Below are 6557 nucleotides of genomic sequence, written 5' to 3' on the forward strand. Positions count from 1 at the left end.
GGGCGATAAAAGTGGACATATTTACAATTGTTTTATGGTTAATTACTCTTATTTTTCTTTTCATATCCTTTAAAAAGGATGGTGCTAAAACGAAAAAGGCTTTAAAAATGGCACTTAATATGGGAAAAGGTATGGCCATAAGCATTTTTTCTATTATTTTAGCAATAGGTCTAATCCTAACATTTTTACCCCCTACAGAAATTGCAAGCTTTGTAAGCAAGCAGTCTCTTTTTCTGGCAACTGTTGGTTCGGCTTTACTTGGAACAATTACCCTCGTTCCAGCATTTATAGCCTTTCCTTTGATAGGAACTTTAGTAGATGCAGGAGTAGGTACTGTCCCTTCAGTAGCTTTCTTGACTACTCTTACCATGGTTGGACTTGTTACATTTCCACTGGAAAAAAAGGAGTTTGGTACTAAATTCACCTTAGTTCGTAACGGCTTTAGCTTTGTTTTTGCAATAGTTATTGCACTTGTAATGGGGGTAATTATATGAACATAATTAAAAAAGCAAAAGATAATTTATTTTTTATACTAGTTCTTCTTGTATACCTTTTAATAAGTATTTTTAAGCCAACAATGGCCTTTGAGTCAGTCAAAAATAGTGCTTATTATATAAAAGAAATGTTAATAATAATGCCTGTAATTTTTGTTTTAACAGCCCTTTTAGATTTATGGGTTCCTAAGGATAAGATAATGCAACTTTTAGGAAAGGAAGCAAAGGGAAAAGGGTTAGTCTTATCATTTATAATTGGTAGCATTTCAGCAGGTCCTATTTATGCTGCCTTCCCAATGTCAATAATGCTTCATAAAAAAGGAGCTTCTATAAGAAATATTGTAGTTATTTTAAGCTCTTGGGCTGTAATTAAGATACCAATGCTTTTAAACGAGGCAAAATTCCTAGGTCCTAAGTTTATGATCATACGTTGGGTTCTAACTGTTTTAGCTATAATCATATTTTCTTGGATTGCTGATAAAATAATAAAAGATGAAGATATTCCGAATAAGGAAGAAGTAAAAGTTGGTATAGAAATTAATAAAAAGGCTTGTATTGGATGTAGCTTATGTGTTAAAACTTACCCTGAAGTATTTAAAATGGATGGGAAAAAAGCTTTTGTTAAGGATTATGATGAAGATACAGTAAATAAGGAAAAACTTAATGAAGCAGTAAGGGTTTGCCCAGTTAAGGCAATTGAAAGTGATTTATAGATTCATCAAATTAAAACCATGAATAAAGACCATGCCTAGATTTTAATCTAGACAGCATGGCCTTTATCATTGTGTAGTAAATAAATATTAATCATATTTTATAAAGGCATCAGCAAATCCAACCTTTTTAGCTTTTGCTAGTTGAGTTTCAGCATTAGCTTTAATGGAATAGGCCCCTATTTGGACTCTATAGAGTTTCTTTGTAGCGGGGGTAATAGTAGCAGGCTTACTTTCCCCAACTAATAATTTCTTAACATCTGCCCTAAAAGTATCCATACTTTTACCGTGCTTTGGAAACCAATTTCTAGGGTCGCTGTGGTTACTGGCTATTCCTTTTTGATGTCCTTCATAGTGTCCAATGATATCTTTTTCAGTAAGCTTATATAACTTACAAAGATGCACACATAGCTCCACAGCTTTTTTATAAACCTTATTGAAATAAGAAGCATCATTTAGGTTATCCTCGCAGATTTCAAAGCCAATGTGGGTATCATTTGCCTTGCCACCTGCATGCCATCCCCTATGATCCCAAGGCAGGGTTTGATAAGTGGCGATAGAGCCATCAGCAAGTTTTCCGATAAATCCATGGACACAAACCTGCCTACCATCTGGGCGTGGCTGATTCCAATGGTTATTGTATTGGTTCTTTCCTAAAAGGCCATCATCTGGACCAACATATCTTTTAAGATTAGGATTATTGGCACCTGTAGAATGAACCATAATTCCTTTTGGAGTGATTGTTTTTCCCGCTTTATAGCATTCATTATTTACAAAGATTAGTTCTCTTAAATTCATTACTCATTTCCTCCTTTATTATGCAATTGTGCTAAGATATCTTTTAATTTTTCAGGGATAGGAAGTCCTAATCTTGCAGCATTTTCGAGCATAGAAACTCCTTCATTAGAGCAGTAGAAAAAGATAATAGCGTTTCTTATGCAATATGCCACTGCACTTCTACTAATGCTTGAAAACCCTTATATATCAAGCCTTTAACTATATTTTAATCTTCCTCCCTAGACATCAATACCACGCACTCAACGTGCCTAGTTCAAGGAAACAAATCCACAATAAAAGAAACCCCCAGCCCCTTAAGATGCCAATACCCACCATCCTTTGCCACTGGCATTTCCACTTGGACAAGTTTTCAGCTATGCCCCTGTGACCGCCCACGTTCGCACTGGAAGGCAGAGCGAGCACCTAACCGCTGGATAGCCCAAGAACTTCTCTCCCACCAATAAAGAAACCCCCAGCCCCTTAAGAGCTTGATGGCTCCTAAGGGTTGCTGGGGGATAAAAAAGCCCCGCAAGAGAGCTTAATTGCCTGCTTTCCTGCGGGGGTTGTTGCGGTTATTTAATGCAACGACTTAGAGGGTCGACTTACAACACAACGGAACCGTCCACTGTGTTAACTGTGTTAATCCAACTAATCGTCACTTGGTAATTTAAAGGTTAATTCTCCACCTAAAATTATGCCTTCGATATTATTGTAAATTATGTCTGCTGAATATGGTACCGGATTTCCCCCAAGTGCACCAGCATTAAATAATGCTCCTGCTAATCCTCCTGCATTTATCGTTTCATTTAATACAAAAGGTGTCTCTCCAATACGAAGTGTACTACCATAAGCAACATCCATTAATGCAATGGCTAAACCCTGTGCGGCAGGCAGGAGAAGATTACCATCTGTAGTAACAAATTCCACTGTAAGACTATCACCATCTCTTGTGTATAGCGCTACTTCAGGTAATATTTTCTCTGCTACTTTAGCATCTAATTCTTCTAAAAAAACTTGTTTAAATACTGCATCTAGCTTTTCTACTGTTTCAGATGATATTAATGCTTTTTGTTCTTTTGATAATTCTTCATAAGCTACTTTTGCTGCAACTACATCTTCTTTGTTATCTAATGTTAAGTCTTCTACAGCTGGTAGCCCATTGATTAATCCTATTACTTCATTGGCTGCCCCTTGGTCTGGGTCTAATGCTACACTTACATTTATCGTATAAGTTTCAGCTGTTCCATCTTCTGCTGTTACTACTACTGTCCATGTAGCTCCACCATCAGATGTTGTTGCAGTTGCTGCTGTTGCTTTATTATCTGTTACAGTTACTTCTACATCTCCTGCGACTAATTCAGACAATACTGTTCCAGCTACTAGTTCTACATTATAAATCGTAGCATCTGATCCATCTACTGTTGCTGATATATCTTTTACTGTTATTCCAGTAATGCTTGCATCTGTTGATGCTGGTGCTACATATTCTGCAACTATTACATCTGCTGCAGTTCCAGCATTATATCCTTCTTTAGCGGCATATCTTACTTCATATGTTCCTGCTGCTAAGCCGGTTATTTCTGCTCCAGTTGCTTCTGTCCAATCTTCTTCACCTTGGAGCCTATACTCCATATCTGTTGTTGTGCCTGTAATCTTACCATCGTTATCTTCTGCTGATGTTGGCGCAACTCCAGCTAATTCTGTCGGTGCATCTTGATCTGCATTGTATGTTGCTGTTACTGTCAAGTCTTCTGTTACATTTGTAAACACTACATTCCAGCCAGTGAAGGTATAGCCTTCTCTTACTGGATCTGTTGGGGCCGTTGCAGCACTACCATGTTCTACTCTTTCAGTTTTTAGCTCAGTATCATTGTAATCGACAAAGGTTACGGTATATTTATTAGCTTCCTTGAAAAAAAACGTTATCTCCATCGGGAATTCTACGCCGCTTGCCGTCTTGCAATCTAAGTTCATTATTTGTTGTGTGCCTATTATTTCACCTACCGTTGTAGGTATATCCCCAAGAAGATATCCACCAAACAACATCAAATCCAATTCAAAACCGCTCCCAGATTTGGGGTTACCATCTTCATCTTTAAATTTTACATCATTTCCGCCTGCACTTGCACCTTGAATTTCTGGTACATTTACCAAGCTATAAAAGGCTGTCTTTAATCCTGTGCCTTTCAATCCATTCCACGGATCCATTTTCTGAGCTTCATCTGAAAACAGGAATGTTGCTTCAATCCCATCAATGTTATACTCAACTACTAATTTATAGGGTGGATTACTATTTGGAGCCTGGTTATTAATAGTATTAGCAAAACCTATAAACCCAGGTTTTATCCTGTCTGTTATTGCAGTAGTTATTTCTGCTTCGATTAGCTCCTCAAGCTTTTCTTCTGCTGAGATTAATTTCTCTATATTTGTTACAAGGTTTTGTTGCTCTTCCGTTAAAAAATTATATGCTTCCCTTGCTGCCTCAACTGCCAATCTATTGTTTACTGTTAATTCATCCGCTGTCGGTAATTCATTTATTAACCCTATTACCTCTTCTGCTGTTGGCTTGACTACTGTAAAGGTAACATCTCCACCGAGATCAAACTCTACTCCGAATTCATCGGTAATAGCTGCTGTGTAAGCTGCTACTATGGTTTGTTTCTTTGCAATGAAGTCTGTAGGACTTGTTCCATTTAGCAGATACTCTGCTATTTGAACTGCTACATTTCCATCTTCTAAATTGAAGTTTCCTGCTTCTCTTTCTCCAACTTTAAGTGTAAGTGTGCCTGCGGAGACTTCATCTTTTATGGCATTGATAAGACTAGTGGCTGCTGTTAATACATCACCGGGATCTGCATCGTCTTTAAAGGTGGTCGTTATGTTCTCACCATCAATTACAACTTTTGCTACTTCTATTTCAGTCACTTTAGCTTCTAGGTATCCTAAGAAAGCTACTTTTGCTCCTTCTGGTGTTGGCTTGACTACTGTAAAGGTAACATCTCCACCGAGATCAAACTCTACTCCGAATTCATCGGTAATAGCTGCTGTGTAAGCTGCTACTATGGTTTGTTTCTTTGCAATGAAGTCTGTAGGACTTGTTCCATCTAGCAGATACTCTGCTATTTGAACTGCTACATTTCCATCTTCTAAATTGAAGTTTCCTGCTTCTCTTTCTCCAACTTTAAGTGTAAGTGTGCCTGCGGAGACTTCATCTTTTATGGCATTGATAAGACTAGTGGCTGCTGTTAATACATCACCGGGATCTGCATCGTCTTTAAAGGTGGTCGTTATGTTCTCACCATCAATTACAACTTTTGCTACTTCTATCTTTTCTACTTCAGATCCTAAATAAGTTAGGAAGTCTGCTTTTGCTTCTGCTTCTGTTGGCTTAACTACTGTAAATGTAAGCTCTCCATCTAAACCAAACTTCACACCGTATTTATCGGTGATAGCTGCTGTATAATCAGCTGTTATAGTTTGTCTCTTTTCTATAAAATCAGTTGGAGTTGTTCCATCTAGTAAATATTCTGCTATTTGAACTGCTACATTTCCATCTTCTAAATTGAAGTTTCCTGCTTCTCTTTCTCCAACTTTAAGTGTCAGTGTACCTTTTGATGTTTCATCTTTTATTGTATTTATCAAACCATTAGCTGCTGTTAAGACATCTCCTGGGTTTGCATCTGCTTTAAAGGTTGCTGTTATGTCTTCTTCAGCAATTACAACATCAGCTACATCTATCTTTCCTACTTCTTCTGTTAGATAAGCTATAAAGCCTGCCTTTGCTTCTTCTGCTGTTGGCTTTACTACTGTAAATGTAACTTCTCCAGCCAGGTCAAACTCTACTCCGTATTCATCGGCAATTGCTGCTGTATAGTCTGCTACTATGGTTTGTTTCTTTTCTATAAAATCAGTTGGAGTTGTTCCATCTAACAGATACTCTGCTATTTGAACGGCTACATCTCCTTCTTCTAAGTTGAAGTTTCCTACTTCTCTTTCTCCAACTTTAAGTGTCAGTGTACCTTTTGATGTTTCATCTTTTATTGTATTTATCAAACCATTAGCTGCTGTTAAGACATCTCCTGGGTTTGCATCTGCTTTAAAGGTTGCTGTTATGTTTTCTTCAGCAATTACAACTTCAGCTACATCTATCTTTCCTACTTCTTCTGTTAGATAAGCTATAAAGCCTGCCTTTGCTTTTGCTACTTCATCTTCTGAAGGCTGGCCTACTAAATCAGCTTGTGCTGCTATAATCGCTACTGTTGCTGCATCTACTTCTGCTTGGCTATTCGCAACTGTTACTCCGTTAGCTGCTACTACTAATTGATATGCTTCCCAGCTTTCTACAGTGTAATCAGCTTCTACTACTGCGGCTAACGCTGCATTGTAGGCTGTTAGATCTGCTTCTACCGGCACTTCTACTAAATCAGCTTGGGCTGTTGTAATTGCCAATGTTGCTGCATCTACTTCTGCTTGGCTATTCTCAACTGTTACTCCGTTAGCTGCTACTACTAATTGATATGCTTCCCAGCTTTCTACAGTGTAATCAGCTTCTACTACTGCGGCTAACGCTGCATTG

5 protein-coding genes are annotated in these 6557 nt (G+C 37.9%); 2 read left to right on the plus strand and 3 right to left on the minus strand.

Annotated elements, in window-relative coordinates; genetic code table 11:
- Window positions 1–11: 11 nt before the first annotated feature.
- Both J2Z71_RS03130 and J2Z71_RS03135 read left to right on the plus strand, forming a co-directional pair.
- Window positions 12–494: a permease gene (locus J2Z71_RS03130; protein ID WP_210060401.1), complete on the plus strand. Its 483-nt coding sequence runs from the start codon at window positions 12–14 to the stop codon at window positions 492–494.
- The gene (locus J2Z71_RS03135; RefSeq protein WP_210060402.1) at window positions 491–1207 is read left to right on the plus strand and encodes a permease; all 717 of its coding nucleotides are present in this window, start codon (window positions 491–493) and stop codon (window positions 1205–1207) included. The genes J2Z71_RS03130 and J2Z71_RS03135 overlap by 4 nt, the downstream gene beginning before the upstream one ends.
- Before the next feature lie 87 nt (window positions 1208–1294).
- Here J2Z71_RS03135 and J2Z71_RS03140 read toward each other — a convergent pair whose 3' ends face one another.
- The 3 genes from J2Z71_RS03140 to J2Z71_RS03150 form a co-directional block, all read right to left on the minus strand.
- On the minus strand, window positions 1295–2002 hold the full coding sequence (locus J2Z71_RS03140) for an N-acetylmuramoyl-L-alanine amidase (RefSeq protein WP_210060403.1): 708 nt from the start codon (window positions 2000–2002) through the stop codon (window positions 1295–1297).
- A complete protein-coding gene (locus J2Z71_RS03145) occupies window positions 2002–2154 on the minus strand; it encodes a phage holin family protein (protein ID WP_425351656.1) in 153 nt (50 codons plus the stop codon). Before J2Z71_RS03145 ends, J2Z71_RS03140 begins: the two co-directional genes overlap by 1 nt.
- A 475-nt stretch (window positions 2155–2629) precedes the next feature.
- The coding region (locus tag J2Z71_RS03150) for an InlB B-repeat-containing protein (RefSeq protein WP_210060404.1) at window positions 2630–6557 on the minus strand (3928 nt) is incomplete at its 5' end.

Source organism: Peptoniphilus stercorisuis, assembly GCF_017874395.1.
Classification (GTDB): Bacteria; Bacillota; Clostridia; order Tissierellales; family Peptoniphilaceae; genus Anaerosphaera; species Anaerosphaera stercorisuis.

Coding starts and splice junctions, on each gene's coding strand:
- J2Z71_RS03135 (WP_210060402.1), top strand. CDS start 491: ATGAACATAATTAAAAAAGCAAAAGATAATTTATTTTTTATACTAGTT.
- J2Z71_RS03140 (WP_210060403.1), bottom strand. CDS start 2,002: ATGAATTTAAGAGAACTAATCTTTGTAAATAATGAATGCTATAAAGCG.